This is a genomic window from Sphingobacterium sp. UBA7625 (assembly GCF_002484085.1).
Classification (GTDB): domain Bacteria; phylum Bacteroidota; class Bacteroidia; order Sphingobacteriales; family Sphingobacteriaceae; genus Sphingobacterium; species Sphingobacterium athyrii.
In genome coordinates this window covers 37,809-56,165 of record NZ_DLJD01000023.1, presented here as the reverse complement: position 1 = coordinate 56,165, position 18,357 = coordinate 37,809, and the positions used below count along the sequence as shown (strand labels likewise).

Annotated in this window: 16 protein-coding genes; 2 read left to right on the top strand and 14 right to left on the bottom strand. The window is 40.6% G+C overall.

Annotated elements, in window-relative coordinates:
* Positions 1-2: 2 nt before the first annotated feature.
* The 8 genes from B4G94_RS08575 to B4G94_RS08540 all read right to left on the bottom strand — a co-directional run bounded on the left by B4G94_RS08575 (position 3) and on the right by B4G94_RS08540 (position 10,470).
* Positions 3-3,056: a SusC/RagA family TonB-linked outer membrane protein gene (locus tag B4G94_RS08575; RefSeq protein ID WP_286858279.1), complete on the bottom strand. Its 3,054-nt coding sequence runs from the start codon at positions 3,054-3,056 to the stop codon at positions 3-5.
* Positions 3,057-3,525: 469 nt separating this feature from the next.
* Positions 3,526-4,482 (bottom strand): thioredoxin-disulfide reductase, encoded by a 957-nt coding sequence (trxB, locus tag B4G94_RS08570; RefSeq protein ID WP_108633813.1) that lies wholly within the window; start codon positions 4,480-4,482, stop codon positions 3,526-3,528.
* A gap of 27 nt (positions 4,483-4,509) precedes the next feature.
* The gene (locus tag B4G94_RS08565) at positions 4,510-5,463 is read right to left on the bottom strand and encodes a 3'-5' exonuclease (protein WP_165307188.1); all 954 of its coding nucleotides are present in this window, start codon (positions 5,461-5,463) and stop codon (positions 4,510-4,512) included.
* Positions 5,464-5,535: 72 nt separating this feature from the next.
* On the bottom strand, positions 5,536-6,858 hold the full coding sequence (locus tag B4G94_RS08560; RefSeq protein ID WP_286858276.1) for a M16 family metallopeptidase: 1,323 nt from the start codon (positions 6,856-6,858) through the stop codon (positions 5,536-5,538).
* Positions 6,848-8,107: a M16 family metallopeptidase gene (locus B4G94_RS08555; RefSeq protein ID WP_108633810.1), complete on the bottom strand. Its 1,260-nt coding sequence runs from the start codon at positions 8,105-8,107 to the stop codon at positions 6,848-6,850. Before B4G94_RS08555 ends, B4G94_RS08560 begins: the two co-directional genes overlap by 11 nt.
* A gap of 17 nt (positions 8,108-8,124) precedes the next feature.
* Entirely contained in the window at positions 8,125-9,024 is a 900-nt protein-coding gene (gene hemF, locus B4G94_RS08550) for an oxygen-dependent coproporphyrinogen oxidase (RefSeq protein WP_286858274.1), read from the bottom strand.
* Positions 9,025-9,041: 17 nt separating this feature from the next.
* A complete protein-coding gene (locus tag B4G94_RS08545; RefSeq protein WP_108633808.1) occupies positions 9,042-10,046 on the bottom strand; it encodes an NAD(P)H-dependent glycerol-3-phosphate dehydrogenase in 1,005 nt (334 codons plus the stop codon).
* A 76-nt stretch (positions 10,047-10,122) separates the two neighbouring features.
* Positions 10,123-10,470 (bottom strand): Rieske (2Fe-2S) protein, encoded by a 348-nt coding sequence (locus B4G94_RS08540; RefSeq protein WP_108633807.1) that lies wholly within the window; start codon positions 10,468-10,470, stop codon positions 10,123-10,125.
* A 68-nt stretch (positions 10,471-10,538) separates the two neighbouring features.
* Here B4G94_RS08540 and ychF point away from each other — a divergent pair, with 68 nt between their 5' ends.
* Positions 10,539-11,639, top strand: a complete 1,101-nt coding sequence (ychF, locus tag B4G94_RS08535; RefSeq protein ID WP_286858272.1) for a redox-regulated ATPase YchF — start codon at positions 10,539-10,541, stop codon at positions 11,637-11,639.
* A gap of 185 nt (positions 11,640-11,824) precedes the next feature.
* On the opposite strand, the gene B4G94_RS08530 is transcribed toward ychF, so the two are convergent.
* The gene (locus B4G94_RS08530; protein ID WP_108633805.1) at positions 11,825-12,121 is read right to left on the bottom strand and encodes a YgaP family membrane protein; all 297 of its coding nucleotides are present in this window, start codon (positions 12,119-12,121) and stop codon (positions 11,825-11,827) included.
* A 135-nt stretch (positions 12,122-12,256) separates the two neighbouring features.
* Here B4G94_RS08530 and B4G94_RS08525 point away from each other — a divergent pair, with 135 nt between their 5' ends.
* A complete protein-coding gene (locus B4G94_RS08525; RefSeq protein ID WP_286858271.1) occupies positions 12,257-13,102 on the top strand; it encodes an ATP cone domain-containing protein in 846 nt (281 codons plus the stop codon).
* Positions 13,103-13,172: 70 nt separating this feature from the next.
* On the opposite strand, the gene ispE is transcribed toward B4G94_RS08525, so the two are convergent.
* The 5 genes from ispE to B4G94_RS08500 all read right to left on the bottom strand — a co-directional run bounded on the left by ispE (position 13,173) and on the right by B4G94_RS08500 (position 18,318).
* Positions 13,173-13,994, bottom strand: a complete 822-nt coding sequence (gene ispE, locus B4G94_RS08520) for a 4-(cytidine 5'-diphospho)-2-C-methyl-D-erythritol kinase (RefSeq protein ID WP_286858270.1) — start codon at positions 13,992-13,994, stop codon at positions 13,173-13,175.
* A gap of 34 nt (positions 13,995-14,028) precedes the next feature.
* Positions 14,029-14,556, bottom strand: coding sequence for an adenine phosphoribosyltransferase (locus tag B4G94_RS08515; RefSeq protein WP_108633802.1), 528 nt, complete (start codon positions 14,554-14,556; stop codon positions 14,029-14,031).
* The gene (locus tag B4G94_RS08510; RefSeq protein ID WP_286858268.1) at positions 14,543-15,505 is read right to left on the bottom strand and encodes a helix-hairpin-helix domain-containing protein; all 963 of its coding nucleotides are present in this window, start codon (positions 15,503-15,505) and stop codon (positions 14,543-14,545) included. The genes B4G94_RS08515 and B4G94_RS08510 overlap by 14 nt, the downstream gene beginning before the upstream one ends.
* A 107-nt stretch (positions 15,506-15,612) precedes the next feature.
* On the bottom strand, positions 15,613-16,917 hold the full coding sequence (locus tag B4G94_RS08505; RefSeq protein ID WP_286858266.1) for an efflux RND transporter periplasmic adaptor subunit: 1,305 nt from the start codon (positions 16,915-16,917) through the stop codon (positions 15,613-15,615).
* A gap of 21 nt (positions 16,918-16,938) precedes the next feature.
* Entirely contained in the window at positions 16,939-18,318 is a 1,380-nt protein-coding gene (locus tag B4G94_RS08500) for a TolC family protein (protein WP_286858265.1), read from the bottom strand.
* Positions 18,319-18,357 lie beyond the last annotated feature (39 nt).

Genomic DNA, 18,357 nt, shown 5'->3' with positions numbered 1-18,357 from the left:
AATTAGAAGGTTAAGGATATACCAACAGAAACAGACTTAGCAGCTGGATAAATTCCAGCATCCGTACCAATCTGTACGTTGCTACCTGAGGTTACTTCAGGGTCAAATCCCCTGTAGCTAGTCCATGTCAATAGATTTTGTGCAGCCAGGTATAGATTCAAATTCGTAATATGTGCATTTTTCAACCATTCTTTCGGAAAGCTGTAGCCAAATTGCAGCGACTTCAGCCGCGCAAATGCTCCGCTTTCAACAAATTGATTCGAGAATACCGGAGCAGGGTCAAGTTTGGCTCGCGGATATAGCCGGCTTGGATTGTCTTTTGTCCAACGGTTTAGCGCATCAATCGATGCGTTCTGTTGACCGGTAAACATCTCGAGGTTTTGGCGGTTGATATTCAGCAGGTCGTTGCCAACTGTTCCCTGAATCAGGAAAGATAGGTCAAATCCTTTGTAGGAAAGCGTATTACTGATACCAAATATAAAATCAGGCTGCGCGTTGCCGATGATGGTCCGGTCGTTGGCAGTGGTAAACTGGCCATCGCCATTGATATCCTTATACAGGCGATCGCCGGCTTTAGGATTTGCATTCCCGGTCAACGCCCCCTTACCATTCTCTTCACCCGATTGTAGAATACCATCGATAACAGTCCCATAAAAAGTACCCAAAGGTTCTCCAACTTTAATGATATAGTTTCCAGCAACATAAGATGTGGCGCCTTCACCGATAGTTAACACCTTATTTCGGTTAAATGAGACATTTAAATCTGTATTCCAACTGAGGTTTCCCTGTAGATTTTTTGATTTCAGACCGAACTCTAAACCTTTATTTGAAACAGAACCGAAGTTTTGTAGTGAAGTGGCATAACCTGAGGTCCAGGGAATCTCCACATTCAATAAGAGGTCTTTTGTCTTTTTATAATAATAGTCAACAGTAAACTGCAATCGATTTCTCAAAAGTGAAAGGTCAAAACCGGCATCATATTGAAAGGTAGTCTCCCAACCCAGGTTCTTATTCGGCACCCGTTGTGACGCAAATCCTGTGATCACGTTATTTCCAAAGAGGTAATTTAAACTATACAAGGTGGAAAGTGATTGATATTGTCCTATCTCCTGATTTCCGGTTGTGCCGAAGCTAGTGCGTATTTTAAAATCATCAATACCGGGGAAAACCTGTTTAAAAAAGGGCTCGTTTATTATACGCCATGAGAACGCCAATGAGGGGAAATTTCCCCATTTATTGTCAGCGCCAAATCTGGAGCTGCCGTCACGACGTACACTCGCCGAAACATAATATTTATTTGCATAATTATAGTTGACACGCGCCAAATAGGAATGCAACACCCAATTATAGGTATCCGAGGTTGGTCTTGTGAGGATAGAGCCACTCTGCAGGTTATTGAAAAGCAAATCGTCTGTGACAAAATTCTGTGCACCGGCGCTGAACACTTCATTTTTATTTTCCTGCTGTGTAAAACCCAGCAACGCATTGAAATTATGTTGCCCGATAACTCCGGTATAAGTTAAGGTATTCTCATTCAGCCAAGAAGTGCCATTTAAATTTCCCAAACTTGCCTCCCCATTTGATCCCACACCTTCATAGATATAGGACGGAAGATAGAATTTGTCATTGCGGTTATTAAGATCAACCCCAAGAAGCACTTTCGCCTGTAGTCCTTTCAGAATACGGTACTGTGCAAAGGAAGTACCTAAGACACGTAAACCATTTGATGTGTTTGTGGTTTCTTTCAATGTCGCAATAGGATTAGCAAAGATGTTCTCAAAGGGATTGCGTAGGGTGTAATCGCCGTTGGGCTCGTATATTGTAGCCGTAGGCGGCATAATCAGCAGTGCATTTACGATACCTGATGGAGCGATTTGGGCATTTGTCTTATTAATGGATAAATTGGCTCCTACCTGCAAACGATCGAAGGGATTTGCATTGATGTTCGAACGGAATCCCAAACGTCTGAAATCTGTATTTATAATGACGCCTTCCTGATCGAAGTAATTTGCCCCCAGAAAATACTGCACTTTCTCAGCTCCTCCAGACAATGACAATTGATGGTTTTGTATTTTCCCGGTCCGAAAGGCCTCCTTTTGCCAATTTGTTCCTTCCCCTAATTGATCCAGCTCTGTCTGTTTCCGATATTGATTTTGACCCAAACTAGGGTTGGCATCATACAATGCCTCGTTTCGAAGAACGGCAAAATCATGGGCATTTAAGACGTCAATTTTCTTGAGCACACTTTGCGCACCGATACTACCATCATAGTTCAACTGTACATGTCCGGCTTTTCCTTTTTTGGTGGTCACCAAAATGACGCCGTTTGCCCCACGTGAACCATATATTGCTGTCGCTGCAGCGTCTTTTAATACTTCAATACTTTCAATATCCGCAGGATTAATACTGGCCAGGGGATTCACGGGGGTTCCGCTCCCAACACCCGTGCTTTCCGTCTGATTATAGACAGGAAAGCCATCGATGACATATAGCGGTTCATTTCCGCCCTGAACGGATGCACCGCCACGTATACGGATACTCACGCCGCCTCCGGGCTGTCCCGAAGTTTGCGTAACCTGAACACCAGAAATCCCGCCTTTCAGGGTCTGATCGAGAGAAGACACAGGTTGCTTGAGCAGATTTTCCGGCAAGGATGCCACCGCTCCTGTCAAATCACGGCGTTTTTGGGTTCCGTAACCCACGACCACGACCTCCTCCAGATCCTCCGATGAAGGAGAAAGCTCAATAACGGCTGGTGAGGTATTTACGATGATCTTTTTCTTCTGATAACCAACAAAGGTTAAGATAAGCGAAAAAGGTAGTTTCTGCCCTGTGACAAATTGGAATTTACCATTGCGGTCTGTTTTTACACTATGTGTCACAGCTTCCAATTGTATGGTCACTCCTTCAATGGGCTCTTTGGTTGTCGCATCTATTACCGTTCCTATTAGGGACGCGTTGATGATCGGTTGAGGCTGCTGTGCTTGTACCGACGCAAAAGTATACAGCAAAAGCACAGCTAAAATAGCATACGAGAGTACGCTGAAATTTTTCATTGTCAGTTCTATTTAATGTGAATACGAAAACAAGTGCCAACGCCATTGGTACTTTTGTTTTTTAAAACTCGGATTACTTGTTTAATGAAGCATAAACAAGAAAAAAGAAAGTGCTCAACGGCACATTCGCATTCGACAAATAAAAAGGAAGGAATTAGAAATCGGGCTAGTTTCCCAGTTGCTTACAGAAGCGGTTAGATAGTCGTTGTTCATACTTGTTCAAAATTTGTAGTCTAGATTTTATGTTCGTTGCCAACGCCAATTGTTAACGACAGTACAAATATAAAAATAGTTTTCAAAAAGACNNGTCTTTTTGAAAACTATTTTTACAAGTTGAATCCATCTAATCGAATAGTTGTATGGAAAAAAAATGAGCCCGATGTTAAATCGGGCTCATTACTACAGATACGTTAATCCGTTTATTTTTGCGGGGACATATACCATTCGGAATTCCCTATTTTTCGCCGTTCTATTCTCCGCTTTCTTTGGCGGCAAGATATCTTTCTGCTTCAAGCGCTGCCATACAACCAGTACCGGCCGCAGTAATTGCCTGACGGAATATATTGTCCTGTACATCTCCACAGGCAAATACTCCTGGTATATTCGTTGCGGTACTATCTGGCTTAGTAATCAGATATCCTGTTTCGTCCATATCCAATACTCCTGTAAATAATTCCGTATTGGGTTTATGACCGATTGCCACGAAGAAGCCTGTTACGTCCAGATCTTTTTCAGACTGGTCTTTGTTGTTGATGACTCGGATTCCAGTCACTACCTGACCGTCACCTAAAACTTCTTTTGCTTCGGAGTTATAATGCACTTCGATATTTGGCGTGTTCATTACACGGTGTACCATCGCTTTGGAAGCTCTGAATTCATCACGACGCACCAACATATGTACTTTCGAACATAATTTTGCGAGATAAGTTGCCTCTTCTGCAGCAGTGTCGCCGGCACCTACAATCGCAACTTCCTGATTTTTAAAGAAGAAACCATCACACACAGCACACGCTGATACGCCAAAACCGTTATATTTTTGTTCGGATTCCAAGCCCAGCCACTTCGCCGTTGCTCCTGTGGCAATGATCACCGTGTCTGCTGTAACTTGTACTGTTCCGTCTATTTCTACACGATGTACATCACCTGTAAAGTCTACTTTTGTCACATAACCAAAGCGCACGGAAGTTCCGAAGCGTTCAGCTTGCTCCCGTAAATCTTCCATCATAACTGGACCGGTAATCCCTTTTGGGTATCCCGGAAAATTGTCCACTTCTGTTGTTTGTGTCAACTGCCCCCCCGGTACAATACCTGTATAAACTACCGGCTTCATATCCGCACGAGCTGCATAAATTGCTGCAGTATATCCCGCTGGACCTGAACCAATAATCAAACATTGTACATGCTCCACTTCTTGTTTGAATTCCATAATCCTTTTTCTAAGCTATTAATAAAGTTATTTTTTAAATTTATCTTGCAATCCTTTCAGCATGTCCAGCGAGATACTTTGGGGTGCCTCTTCTTTTTGCTGATTGAACTCCTTTTTAGCAGTTTTTTTATCCTCTACCGAATGGGTAGGTGCCGCTTTCGCTTTTTGCTCACTTTTTTCTTTCTTATATCTTATCCAGATATTTTCCAGTACTTTTTTGGTATATAAAGGAAAATCACCATTCTGCATCCAGGCATAATAACTAGGTTCCTGCTCAAATACTTCTACAATGGCCTTACCTTTGTGTTTACCAAAATTAATGGTTTCCAATCCGTCTTCGTTATATACAATCCGTCCGGCAAAATCCACGGGTTTACTTAAGTTTGTAAACTCATGTAATGCAGCCACATCATTGACGACGGGATATGAAACCACGCCATGACGGTCCTCGAATGCGGCGCCCTCATATTTAGTCAATTGCGCTTTCAACACTTCATAGGTAGCGCGCACATCTGCTTCGGCGGTATGCGCATTTTCAAGGTTCTCATCGCAATAGAACCTATAGGCTGCCTTTAATGTACGTTGTTCCATTTGATGGAAGATGTTCTGTACATCAACAAAGGCACGCCCCTCCAAAGAAAAATCTACGCCTGCACGTAAAAACTCTTCCATGAGCATGGGCACGTCAAACTTATTTGAATTATATCCTGCCAAGTCCGACTCACCAATAAAAGCGGCCAATTCTACTGCAATTGCTTTAAATGTTGGCGCATCTTTAATATCTTCGTCACGAATGCCATGGAAAAACGTTGATTCCGCAGGAATCGGTCTTTCTGGATTAATTTTCTTCGTATATACTGTTTCTTCACCACTGGGCATCACTTTCAAAAATGATACTTCTACAATTCGATCGGTCGCAACATTAACTCCTGTCGTCTCCAAATCGAAAAATACCAATGGTCTTTTTAATTTTAATTCCATGCTGGATCGTATGCTTTTTTTAACAAAAACCAAAAATACAAAGTTGGATTTGATTTTTGTAGTCTGTGAAATTTAATTTACAACCGCTTGATGAATCGGTTCGAATTGGTTGAATTTACCCACCACAACCTTTACCATTTGCTCAAAATCAAGGTATTTATCAGCAATATCACGAACTTTTTCGGGCGTCATATTTTTAACTTGCTCCATGTAATAAGAATAATACGTTAGGCTCATGTCGTTCAACAAAACACTCTTGAATTTATCAGCATGAGAAAATATACTCTCCAATGATCCCAATAGAGATCCTTCCATATACGTTTTCACCAAATCAACTTCCTCTTCCGAAGCCAGTGTGGTCTTCAGCAGATTGATCTCCTTCTCTATCTCGACTAAAGTTGCATTGGTTACATCTACACCAACTTCTGTAGCAATGGTTAAGAAACCCGTATGTTTTAACGTGGCCACAGCCGATCCGATACTATAGGTATACCCTTTTTCCTCGCGGATATTGCGCATCAACCTTGAACCAAAAAAACCGCCTAACAGTGTATTAACAAACTGTAGTGCCGGGTAATCCGGATGCGTTCTCGAAATTGTCTGACTTCCCAAACGAATAGCCGATTGTAGCGCATTTTCTTTTTCTTCGTAAGCTAAACCTCTTGACTCCTGAATCAATATGGGACTCGCAGCAAGAACTGCTGCCTCAGGTCCTTGCCACTCAAAGCCAAAGATCTGTTCCAGCTCGTTGATGAGGTCATTAGAAACATTGCCTGAAACAATCAAGGTACAATTATTAGGTACGATTTCTTTGCGATACAGTGCCGTCAATTGCTCACGGTTAATGGCGTCATAATCGTCAAGTTTTGGTGTACGTCCATAACGATTATTTTCACCGAAGATCAGGTTGTAGAACTTGCGTCGCGCCAGGTAGTCATTTTTTTGAATAGATACCTGAAACTTTTGCTTATTATTACGAAGGTAAGTATCGAGCTCCTCCTGCGGAATCGATGCTTCCGTTAAAATATCTTTTACTAAGGGTAACAACACTTTGCTATGTCGATTCAATGTATACAACGACAAAGACGTCACGTCGAAAGAATATTCGGGAACAAGAAATGCACCATAAAAATCGACCTTGTCAGCAATCTCCGCACTTGACATCGTCGTTGTCCCCTCTTTGAGCAATGCACATAATGCACTATTTAGTAGCGGATTTTCATTTTGTTCATCTAGATACTTATTCTCAAAAATCCATTCAATACGGACAAGTTCTTGTTCGGGTGAATGAAACACATATACAGGTAAGCCGTTTGCAAACTGTTTTTTGACTGGTTGCTTCAAGCTTATATGAGCGATTTCGCGGAATTTGGGCGCTTTTGTTCTATCCAACATGACGTATCTCCTCCTCTTGTGCTTTATACATTAATATTGATGCGTTTTCAGGGTTAAAAATAGCTCTTGCTTGCTGTTGCACTTCCTCAGCCGTTACAGCCAGATATTTTGATACTTCTGTATTGATACCGTTGGCGTCACCAAGCAATTCATGGAACGCCAAATTCATTGCCTTATCCAAGATGGACAGCTCAGCAAACACATTTGTCGACTCGATTTTATTTTTTACTTTTTCCAGTTCTGCCTTAGATACCAATTCTTTTTTCAATAAATCGAGCTCTCCCCATACGGCACGTTCCGCTTCTTCCAGTGTTATTCCTTCGGATGGTTTACCTTCGATCACAAACAAGTTATTGTCAATACTACCCATTACGTAGGCATTTAATTCGCTAAAAACCTGCTCCCCTTTCACCAGTCTGCGATACAGTCTCGATGAAGAGCCTCTGGACAGGATATCCGAAAGTAAATCCATGGCAAAATAGCCTTCTTCCAGTCGTGCTGGACCATGAAAAGCCATATAGAGCGCATCTAAAGGTACCGGAGCAAAAGCGGTCTCCCTTCTTAATTCCTGTTGTACAGGCTCCTGTGGCAACTGGCGGTGATATTTTTGACCGGGTTCGATATCGGCAAACCATTTTTCAACCAAAGATTTTACTTCTTCATAATAAACATCTCCCGAAATCACCATAATCGCACTCTGCGGATTATAGTGTAGTTTGAAGAAGGCCTTGACATCCGCCATGGTTGCATCTTCGATATGTTTTAGTTCTTTCCCAATGGTAGCCCAACGATACGGGTGCACCTTATAAGCCAGAGGGCGCAGCTTGAGCCAGGCATCACCATAAGGCTGATTGAGATAGCGTTGTTTAAATTCTTCGCTTACCACATTTCGCTGCACTTCAAGACTCTGTGGTGAGAATGCCAGACTTAACATACGATCGGATTCTAACCACAGTGCAGTCTCCAGGTTGGAAGAAGGCAACGTAATATAGTAATTGGTGATATCATTGCTGGTGAAGGCATTATTCTCTCCGCCGACTTTCTGCAGTTCGGTATCAAAATTAGGGATATTGACGCTACCACCAAACATAAGATGCTCAAACAAATGGGCAAAACCCGTCTGCTCCGGAGACTCATCGCGTGCGCCTACATCGTATAATATGTTCACACAGGCCATTGCCGTGTTATGATCTTCGTGTATCAATACACGAAGTCCGTTTTCTAATGTAAATTTTTGGTATGAAACCATGTAGTTTTTTTTCGATTTTATGAAATCCAGTTAATACCTTTTCGCAGTAAGGACAAGGTCTTGGCTTCTTCGGAGCCTTCTTCAGGTTGATGGTCATATACCCAATTGGCCTGGGATGGTAGACTCATCAATATGGACTCTATGCGACCATTTGTCTCAAGTCCAAATTTAGTACCGGAATCCCAGACTAAATTAAACTCAACGTAACGCCCGCGGCGGATCAATTGCCAATTTTTTTGTGCCTCATCGTACGCCCTATTTCTGTTTCTATCGACCAATGTGGTATAAGTAGGTGCAAAACTACGCCCTAAATCACAGGAAAATGCAAAAATATCCGCCATGGACATTCCTGTTTTCGCCGTATTTAACTTATCGTAGAATACCCCGCCTATTCCACGGGTTTCTTGTCGGTGGCGAATGAAGAAATACTCGTCGGCCCATTTTTTAAATTCATCGTAAAAAGTCGGATTATGTTTATCACAGACCGTTTTTAATTGCTGATGAAAAAACTGGGCGTCCGCTTCATTCACATAGTGTGGCGTCAGGTCAATCCCCCCGCCAAACCAGCGCATCTCCTCATTCAATTCAAAATACCGGATATTCATATGAATAATCGGTACCCAAGGATTATTGGGGTGAATAACAATGGAAACTCCGGTGGCAAAGAAATCATCTTCGTCTACGCCAAAAGCCTTCTTTATGCTCTCAGGTAGTTTCCCGTGCACAGCAGAAAAGTTGACTCCACCTTTTTCCAGGATATTTCCGTTCTGAATAATCCGCGTACGGCCGCCGCCCCCGCCTTCTCTTTCCCATAGTTCTTCCTCAAATCGGGCCGAACCATCCAAACGCTCCAGCGCCTGGCATATTTCATCTTGAATTTCTTTATAAGCTAAAGCAATTGCTTCTTTTGTTATCATTTACTTTATCGCTACGTTTAAGTTAATTTTTCACTCAAAGCTTGAATAATTTTGGATGCGGGTTGATGTGCGTATAAAATCTGATATACGGCATCACAAATAGGTAACTCGACAGCATACTTCTCTGCATATTCCTGAATGCAGGCCGAAGCATAATAACCTTCAGCCACCATATTCATTTCGAGTTGGGCAGATTGCACACTATATCCTTTGCCGATCATATTCCCAAATGTTCTGTTGCGGCTGAACTGTGAATATGCTGTGACCAACAAGTCGCCTAAGTAAGCAGAGGTATTGACATCCCGGGACGTGTCCCCATCTACTTTAGCGACAAACCGGCGCATCTCCCGAATGGCATTGGAAACCAGTACCGCCTGAAAGTTATCGCCATAGCCCAAGCCATGACATATACCGCCTGCAAGGGCATAAATATTCTTTAATACGGCCCCAAACTCTATTCCTATAATATCTTCCGAAAGGATCGTTTTTATAACCCGAGAAGATAAAAGCGAAGCAACCAAGGCAGCATTATCGAGATTTTTGCAGCCAAATGTCAGGTAAGACAGCTTACCCAGCGCCACTTCTTCGGCATGACAAGGACCACCTACCACACAGATCTGCCTTATATCGATGTCATAGCGCTGTTCCAAAAACTCACCGATGATCAAGTTATCCTTAGGAATAATCCCCTTGATGGCTGATACTACTATTTTATCTTTGAAATCTTCCTTGGTGATACCACTCAATGCATCTTTTAAATAGGCAGCCGGCGTATTTAAAATAACAATATCTGAATTGGCAACTACATTTTTTGCATTGGTATCAATGCTGGTAATACTCAAATCGACAGCAACGCCACTCAAATAGGTTGGGTTGTGTTTAAACTTTTGAATATATTCTGCATCTTCCTCTTTTCTAATCCACCAAAAAATATGTTTGTCTTGGTCATTTTCGCATAGCATCTTGATCATCGCCGTCGCCCAGCTCCCGCTACCTATTATACCAATCTTTTTCCCCTGCATGTTTTTAATTTGTTTTCGAAAGCAAATATACTTATTTACTGCTTAGATATGCGATTACATCGGGAGATATGATACTTTAGTTACTTTTAGAAGGGAGAAAATTTTGCCAAAAACCTTTCTCAATGCCTACAAAATGGGCACCGCCCTCCTGTTTAATAGGATAAATATGAATAAAGTCATGTTGAGCAGGGGCCCCTTTTCCCGTCACAAGATCAAATTCATGCCGATGAAAGGGACAGATTACTTTGCCCCGCTCACACCAGCCGTTTTTTAAGGGAGCTCCCGCATGCGGACATTTTCTGGAAAATGCATGCAATTGCTCTTCAAACCAAGTCAGGCAAATGGTTTTTCCGCCAAACTTATGTTCGGTTATCCCCTTATCCTTTAAAAATTGGGCCTCATCAATTTTGTACCACTGAAGCATACCACAAGATAGTTAAAAATTACAGTGAATTTTCTATCTTTGTGCAATTTCAAAAATTTGCACTATATATGGCTTTACAATGCGGTATCGTAGGTTTACCAAACGTTGGTAAATCAACATTATTTAACTGTCTGTCGAATGCGAAAGCACAGGCAGCAAACTTTCCATTTTGTACAATTGAACCAAATGTTGGGGTAATTACCGTACCGGATGCCCGTCTAAATAAATTAGCTGAGTTAGTCAATCCACAACGTATCGTTCCCAATACCATTGAAATCGTCGATATCGCGGGATTGGTGAAGGGAGCGTCAAAAGGAGAAGGATTAGGGAACCAGTTCTTAGGAAATATTCGTACCACAAATGCGATCATTCACGTTTTGAGATGTTTTGATGATGGAAATGTCATTCATGTGGATGGTTCTGTAGATCCGATCAGAGATAAAGAAATCATCGATACAGAATTGCAGCTAAAGGATTTGGATACCGTGGTAAAACGTATCCAAAAAGTAGAGAAAATGGCAAAAACTGGCGGTGATAAAGATGCAAAAAAGACTTTTGATATACTTTCCGTTGTCAAAGAACATTTGGAATCAGGTAAATCAGCACGTACAGCTCCGATTGAAGCCGAAGATTTTGAATTTATTCAAGACTTGGCTTTATTAACAGCGAAACCTGTACTGTATGTATGTAATGTCGACGAAGGATCTGTCAATACAGGTAATACTTATGTGGAGCGTGTAAAAGAAGCGGTCAAAGATGAGAAAGCCGAAGTCTTGATCATATCCGCTCAAATTGAATCTGAAATTGCGCAATTAGAGAGCTATGAAGAACGCAAGATGTTTTTGGATGATCTTGGTTTGGAAGAATCCGGTGTTCACAAATTGATTAGAGCGGCCTATTCACTATTGAATTTAGCTACCTACTTTACTGCTGGTGTTCAGGAAGTACGCGCTTGGACGATTGAAAACGGTTTTACTGCCCCTCAGGCAGCAGGTGTTATTCACACGGACTTTGAGAAAGGATTTATTCGCGCTGAGGTGATCAAATACGACGACTTTGTTACTTTAGGTTCAGAAAGTGCTGTAAAAGAGGCTGGGAAATTAGCCGTAGAGGGAAAAACTTATATCGTGCAAGATGGAGACATTATGCACTTCCGTTTTAACGTATAAAACTAGCTGATTAATTCATCAGGCTGGAAAAACCGGAGTCCGAAATTACCTTTTCGAACTCCGGTTTTTTCTTTCATATCCGACATTCCTGCTATCGTTCAGCTGTAACAAAAGTGAATCCATGTGTCTTGCAACTTCACGAATCCTTGTTCAGCTTTTTTTAACGAAAAACACGCCATCCATTGCTATTTAACAAAATAACGATGTTCGATTACTTCCACCTTTTTAACATCCTTATCTTCCAGCATTTTTTTTACGTCACAATGCCCCGTCACGCCACGATAAATTAGTGTCCCGCCAAGTGTCAAACCCGAAATCCCCGTCAGTGGTGATTTAAAAAGCTTTTTAACTCCCAACCCTAAAATAAAGCCACCGGCAATTACAGATAATACACGTTCGGAAGCTCCAATATTCTCTTCAATACAGTCATCCTTTATCTTAGCTTTAATCTTGTCAAATGCAAATGTCAATAGGTTACTCATAATTATCTATATTTAAGTATTGTTTCTTAATGTAAACAAATGATGCCCCAAAAAAGTTTACATATAGAATAATAGTTTTTTATGTGATTTCTCCGATCACATCGCTTATATTCGTATTTATCAAATTCAATGTCCATGCAAGTCAAAAAATATTCCGGTGAATTAGTACCTTTTAACGGTGAGGCCTTAAAGCACTCTCTTTCCCGTTCGGGAGCAAATATGGAGCAGGTAAACCAAGTATACACTCGTGTTATCAGTGAAATATATGATGGTATTTCCACGAGGGAGTTGTATCAACTGGCCTTCGATACGCTAAAAACAGTTCGTAGCTCATTTGCTGCACGCTACAGCCTAAAGAAGGCACTACGCGATCTGGGACCAGAGGGTTTTTATTTTGAAAAATATATTGCACATCTGCTGCGCTCCATCGGTTACGAAAGCACCACCGGACAAACGGTACAGGGGCATGCCGTTTCCCACGAGTTGGATGTCGTCGCGTATAAGGATGGTAAATTAATGACAGCAGAATGTAAATTTAGAAATGATATTGATGCTAAGATTTCCGTCACCACAGCCATGTATTACCTGTCAAGATTTAAAGATATCAGCGGGATTGATTACGAGTTTTTCGGTAAAAAATTGCAATTTCAGGAAGGCTGGTTGATTACAAACGCCTATTTTACAACAGATTCCATTGATTTTGCAGAGTATTATGGCATCAATCTGCTATCCTGGGATTATCCAAAAGAAAATAGCATCAAAAGAAGAGTCGACAAGGCGGTCTTTTACCCTATCACCTGTTTGACGACGCTTTCGGACCTGGAGGAACAGCAGCTATTAAAAAATCAGGTGATCCTCGTAAAAGATATTGTAAGCAGTCCTGAAAAACTTGATTTTCTAGGACTCAACAAAGACAGAAAAGAAAAAGTTCTTAAAGAAGCCCGTGAATTATTAGACTATAAGGTAGAAGAAGAATATTAATAGCATCAAGCTGAAAAGTAATAAGCCATACATTTCGCTAGGTATGGCTTATTTTTTCTTTAAAATGATATTATTGCGTTAGCGCAACCGGATAATAAATCTTTCCATAGCGGGAAAACTCACTTAGATCTGTTTTTTCCCAGAAAATACCATAAATGGCAGCACCAGAGCCGGACATGGAGGCATATATCGCCCCTTTCTGATACAATGCTTCTTTGATCTCTTTCAATAAAGGATGGTTATCAAAAATATCATCTTCAAAATCATTTCGAATCAGGAACTTCCACTCCTGAATGGGTAAACGGATCGCTTCCTCCAGGTTGACATCCGAAGCCTTTGGCTTCACACCCTTGTACGCCTCAGCAGTTGAGATATGAATATCAGGCATAATAACGGCGATATAGTATTCACTTAGGTCAAGCGATACCGTCTTAAAATCTGTCCCGATTCCAGTCGCAAATACAGGCGTATTTCCAATAAAGAATGGGCAATCCGCGCCTAATTGTGCTGCATATTCTTTTAATTGTAGGTCTGTTAAGTTTAATTTAAACAATTCATTAAGCCCTTTCAAGACAAAAGATGCATCTGCAGATCCTCCTCCAAGCCCAGCTCCGATCGGAATCTGTTTGATTAAATCAATCGTGACGGAAGGAATATCAAATTCTTTTTTTAACAGCGCATGAGCCCGTAAGCAGAGATTGTCGGCTTGATCTCCGGGGATACGTTCCCCCTGAACTGTCAATGTCGATTGTTCCTTATCTGTCTCCAACAGCTCTATAATGTCATAGAGCGGTAGCGGATAGAATACACTATTCAATTCATGGTAACCGTCTGTCCGCTTGGCAATCACTTGCAGTCCAATATTTATTTTAGCATTTGCGAAGAGTATCATGTGATATCGTCTAAATCAACAGTTATATTCTGTATTAATAGCTCACTAGTGAACAGATTGTATCACTAAAGCGAGATAACCGGCCTTTTGCTTTGAGAAAGTCCAATGAGATAATGAAGCTATAGGCAGCGATCACTCCGCCCAATTTTTCAATAAGCTTACTAGCCGCCACAACAGTTCCTCCTGTTGCCAAAAGATCATCATGGATCAAAATACGACTCCCCCGCTCAAAGGCATCCTCATGAATCTCAATGGTTGCCTGACCATATTCCAGTGCATAAGATTCAGAAATCGTTTTAAAGGGTAATTTGCCTTGTTTACGGATCGGAATAAAAGGTAAGCCCAATCGGTTGGCCAGTAAAAATCCAAAAAGAAATCCGCGGCTTTCAATACCCGCAATGGCATCAATTTCTATTCCTTGAAGTTGGTCAATAATCGCGTCGATCATTTCATTGCATAGCGCAGCATCTTTCAACAAGGGGGTAATATCTTTAAATACAATACCCGGTTTAGGAAAATCCACTATATCCCGGATTTCCAATTTCAATTTATCTTGAATCATTCTCAAATATTAAATACGGCGCGATTTTAGCAATAGCAAGATCTGAAAGCGTACCTATCTTGGTAAGATCCTCTATATTAGTGTAATTACCATGTTGATCACGGTAATTGACTATTAATTTCGCATCCTTCGGGCTAAGATACGGATGTTTGCCCAATGAATTCGCATCAATCTGGTTAATATTGATTTTTTTGATTCCTTCTAAATTAGACACCATAACGTTATCCTTAATCAGGTCATATGTTTCGGAAGTGACACCATACACTTCTTTCAATTGCTCTATACGACAAAAACCTCCAAGTACTTCCTTATATTTTAATATACGCTTAGAAAGGATAGCCCCGATCCCCTTCAAACTCATCAATGCATTTGTATCACAGGTATTGATATCTATTTGTTCAGCTTTATTGGTTTCAAATTTATCATACAATAAGGTCGTTTTATCTGTTCCATTTTCTGTTACGGCTTCCTTTTTTATACGAATATATGGTTCAAGTTTGCTATACAGTTGTTCATTGATCGAGTACATCTTTTTGACATCGCTTTTCTCTTTAAAACGACCGCCTTTTCTTTCGTAATTCTTGATCACTGCAATTTGCTTGGCAGACAGTCCGAGTTTCTGCCAATCATCCGGAGGTAAATTATTGGGGTCAAAATAGAATAGCTTCGTACTCCTTTCTTTACTTTCGGCACCCGGTTCTACTACAGCTACTTTCTTTTCCAAATCAACATCGGCACCAGAATATTTCTTATTTTGATAATCAACAAGACCGGTTGAGTCATGAAAGGACTGTTCAAAAACCCGCACCTGATGTGCTATTGGATCCTTTTTATCATTCCGACGAACCAAAGAATACACAATACTAAACAAAATGATTAACACCAATACAACAAAAAAACCATTTTGCTCTGTTTTATTAAATCTCAAATAAGTCCATAGCCTTTTCATAAGCCGTTAATGGTTTGGTTTTATAAATTTAATAAATTAGAAGGAAAATAAAAAGGGAGATGTTTAAAAAACACCTCCCTTTGTTAAATATTAATACCGTTATAATTTTATAGTGCCGATTTATCTACTTTTTCCACTTTACTTCCATCTTTTAAAGTTTTGGAAATAGCGTCAAATGGCCGAGAAACAACCTGATCTCCCTTTTTCAGCCCCGTAAGGATAATAATGTTCTTATCATCTTGGATCCCCGTTTTAACTGGCACTTGTTTGACAGCTTCACCGTTTAAGATAAATACATATTCTTGTATTTTCTTATTTGTATTGGTCGAATCTTTATCATCGGATCTTACAGTAACAGACTGTATGGGCACGACCAAACCTTTCGCATGTTTTGTGAAAATCTGTACAGTAGCAGATAATCCCGGCTTGAAAGGAGAAGCTACGTTCTCTTTAACCAAATCTTGATAAGATTCTGCGCTAATGCGAACCTTTACGTTAAAATTTGTGACTTGATCTGTAGAAGATGTTGCTGCAGTTGTCGTTGCTATATTTTTTGATGAACTTGCGATTTCCGTAACAATACCTTTGAACTTTCTATCTTGAAAAGCATCCACTTCGATTTCGGCTTGATTTCCCACTCTCACGTTATTGATATCGTTCTCGTTGACATCCACATTTACCTCCATCGAAGACATATTGGCGATACGCATAATTTCAGTACCTGCCATCTGCGCCGTTCCAACGACACGTTCACCTTGCTCTATGGACAATAAAGAAATAATACCATCCGTTGGCGCATAAATCGTTGTTCGGTTGAGGTTGTCCTGCGCTTCCTTGACAGAGGCTTGAGATTGATCGATACCATATCTGGTCGATCGGACAGTCTCCCTTTGTGCCTGGATAGCTGCAAGAGTCGAAAAGTATTCCGAAGAACTCTTATCCATTTCAGCTGCTGAAATAACTCTTTTTTCAAAAAGTTCCTGGTTTCTCTTGTACGTTGCCGCTACATTTTTGAAATTTTCCTCCTGTTGTTTGAGTTGTTGTTGTGCCGCAGCCAGATTCGCACGCTGCGAATTCATTGCTGCTACAGAGCGATCGTATCCAGATTGCAAGATATCCGGTTTGATCCGACAGAGTACCTGTCCTTTTTTTACAAAGTCACCTTCTTTGATATTCAGTTCTACAACCTCACCCGAAACCTCAGAACTCAGCTTAACTTCTATTTCAGGTTGTATTTTCCCGCTGGCAGATACCAATTCATCCACATCCATATCATTTACCACATCTACAGCGACTTTGGTTATATCCCCTTTTCCAAACCAGCCGGCCTTAAAGCCGACAAAAACAAAAATTGCCAGAAGCGCTACTACTATTAATAGAATCTTTACTACACTACGTTTTTTCTTTGCCATTGCCTTTGTTAATCAAATAGGTTAATTGTTGTCGAATTGAATTGGATTTCCTAAGTAATAATCAATAATCTTAGATCTGAATATTACGTTATATTTTGCCTGAATTAAGTCAAATTCAGCTTTGTTACGTTCAGTCTGCGCGGTAAACAGTTCCAATGAATTTGCCATACCAATATCGTATCGTTCTTTAGTTGCTTTGTAAGCTGTTTCGGCGCTTTCGAATGCAGCCGTTGCCGAAGTGTATTTTTGCTTGGCAGCATTGACGTCCAATACTGCTTGGTTAACAGCTTTATTTAAATTATTTTTTGCCAATTGCTCTGCTGCTTCAGCCTGTTTTAAGCCAATCTTAGCTTTTGCAACATTGACCTTATTCTGGTTTTTGGAAAAAATTGGAACAGTAAGTGATAAACCGGTAAAAAATGATTTGTTTTCCGATATTTGTGTGCTAAAAGGTACACGGTATCTCGTTTTGATATCTAATGGATCTGTTTGCCTAGTTGTTGCCGAAGAATAATTTGTACCATAGCTCACACTCAAATTGAGTGCTGGATAATACCCCCCTTTGGCGATATCAATTTGTTTTAATGCTGCATCCTTATCCAAAGCAGATTTATGGATATCTGGTTGTCGCGTTAATGCTTTTTGATATACATCCATGGCATTTTTATCTTCTGCATTCACTAAGACAGCTTCTAAACTTGGACGTTCGAGAGAAATAACAGTTTCAGAAGGCATTTCCATCAATTGTTTCAAAGTTAACAGTGACATTTCATATGAATTCTTTAAATTGACTTTATTCAATTCGTTTGAAGCAACCTGATTCTTTGACTTTGCGAGATCAGCGATAGTCTTATTTCCAACAGAAAATTGAATAGAATCTAACAAAAATTGTTGTTTCGATAAGGCAATCTGATCCTCACTAGCCACCATCAACTCATGGTTTGTAATGGCTTCCAAATAATTCACTAAGACATTTAAAACAAGGTCATTTTTAATCTTATCCACCTGTGTAGCAGCAGACTCCAACTGCAATTTATTAACCTTTATTTGATTGACCTGTTGAAAACCTTGAAATATGTTCACTTGGGATCCTATGGACCCATTGGTTGTTCTGGTCCAAGCATTGTTGACAATTTGCGCCGAAGTCAAATCGAAGGCAAAGCCGTAACGGAAATTTTGATCAACAGAAGCACCTAAGTCTGGTAATAAATTACTTTTGGCTTGAAACAAGTCCTGCGCAGCGAGATCTTTGCTCAACTCGGCTTGCTTTATTTGGACATTACGTTCCAATGTCATGCGTATGGCCTCGGCTACCCCAACGACCTGCTGGGCTTGGATCAGGTTGTTCGTTCCCAGAAAAAAACCAGTAAAAATTACTGCAGAATAATAAAATCTTTTCATGTTCATATGTAGAACCATACAATTTTTATAGATTTGAAC

Excerpts from the sequence above, each read along its gene's own strand:
- B4G94_RS08575 (WP_286858279.1), bottom strand. The coding sequence starts at position 3,056 with ATGAAAAATTTCAGCGTACTCTCGTATGCTATTTTAGCTGTGCTTTTG.
- trxB (WP_108633813.1), bottom strand. The coding sequence starts at position 4,482 with ATGGAATTCAAACAAGAAGTGGAGCATGTACAATGTTTGATTATTGGT.
- B4G94_RS08565 (WP_165307188.1), bottom strand. The coding sequence starts at position 5,463 with ATGGAATTAAAATTAAAAAGACCATTGGTATTTTTCGATTTGGAGACG.
- B4G94_RS08560 (WP_286858276.1), bottom strand. The coding sequence starts at position 6,858 with ATGTTGGATAGAACAAAAGCGCCCAAATTCCGCGAAATCGCTCATATA.
- B4G94_RS08555 (WP_108633810.1), bottom strand. The coding sequence starts at position 8,107 with ATGGTTTCATACCAAAAATTTACATTAGAAAACGGACTTCGTGTATTG.
- hemF (WP_286858274.1), bottom strand. The coding sequence starts at position 9,024 with ATGATAACAAAAGAAGCAATTGCTTTAGCTTATAAAGAAATTCAAGAT.
- B4G94_RS08545 (WP_108633808.1), bottom strand. The coding sequence starts at position 10,046 with ATGCAGGGGAAAAAGATTGGTATAATAGGTAGCGGGAGCTGGGCGACG.
- B4G94_RS08540 (WP_108633807.1), bottom strand. The coding sequence starts at position 10,470 with ATGCTTCAGTGGTACAAAATTGATGAGGCCCAATTTTTAAAGGATAAG.
- ychF (WP_286858272.1), top strand. The coding sequence starts at position 10,539 with ATGGCTTTACAATGCGGTATCGTAGGTTTACCAAACGTTGGTAAATCA.
- B4G94_RS08530 (WP_108633805.1), bottom strand. The coding sequence starts at position 12,121 with ATGAGTAACCTATTGACATTTGCATTTGACAAGATTAAAGCTAAGATA.
- B4G94_RS08525 (WP_286858271.1), top strand. The coding sequence starts at position 12,257 with ATGCAAGTCAAAAAATATTCCGGTGAATTAGTACCTTTTAACGGTGAG.
- ispE (WP_286858270.1), bottom strand. The coding sequence starts at position 13,994 with ATGATACTCTTCGCAAATGCTAAAATAAATATTGGACTGCAAGTGATT.
- B4G94_RS08515 (WP_108633802.1), bottom strand. The coding sequence starts at position 14,556 with ATGATTCAAGATAAATTGAAATTGGAAATCCGGGATATAGTGGATTTT.
- B4G94_RS08510 (WP_286858268.1), bottom strand. The coding sequence starts at position 15,505 with ATGAAAAGGCTATGGACTTATTTGAGATTTAATAAAACAGAGCAAAAT.
- B4G94_RS08505 (WP_286858266.1), bottom strand. The coding sequence starts at position 16,917 with ATGGCAAAGAAAAAACGTAGTGTAGTAAAGATTCTATTAATAGTAGTA.
- B4G94_RS08500 (WP_286858265.1), bottom strand. The coding sequence starts at position 18,318 with ATGAAAAGATTTTATTATTCTGCAGTAATTTTTACTGGTTTTTTTCTG.